1 protein-coding gene is annotated in these 258 nt (G+C 69.4%); it reads right to left on the bottom strand.

Translation table 11 applies throughout. The features are described from left to right. Window positions 1–240 (bottom strand): ubiquinone biosynthesis accessory factor UbiK (ubiK, locus tag SB719_RS21175; protein ID WP_412159890.1); only part of this gene is annotated, 240 nt, incomplete at its 3' end. Between the last annotated feature and the right edge of the window lie 18 nt (window positions 241–258).

Consider the following 258-nt stretch of genomic DNA (forward strand, 5'->3'; position numbering starts at 1 on the left):
CTGGCGGACCTGCGCTTCCAGCGCGTCGAGCTTCTCGCGCGTGCGCAGCAGCACCGCGCGCTGCACGTCGAATTCCTCGCGCGTCACCAGGTCGAGCTTCGCCAGGCCCGACTGCAGCACGGCCTTGAAGTTTTCCTGCAGCTCCTCGCGGAGATCCTGCGAGGCTTCGCCGCGCAGGCCCGGGGGCACCAGGCCGCTGAGGCGGCGGGCGAGTTCGTCGATGTGGGTCAGGTCGATCATGGCGGCTTCCTTCGGTGT

The sequence above is a fragment of the Pantoea sp. SIMBA_079 genome (genome assembly GCF_046940275.1).
Lineage (GTDB): Bacteria > Pseudomonadota > Gammaproteobacteria > Enterobacterales > Enterobacteriaceae > Pantoea > Pantoea borealis.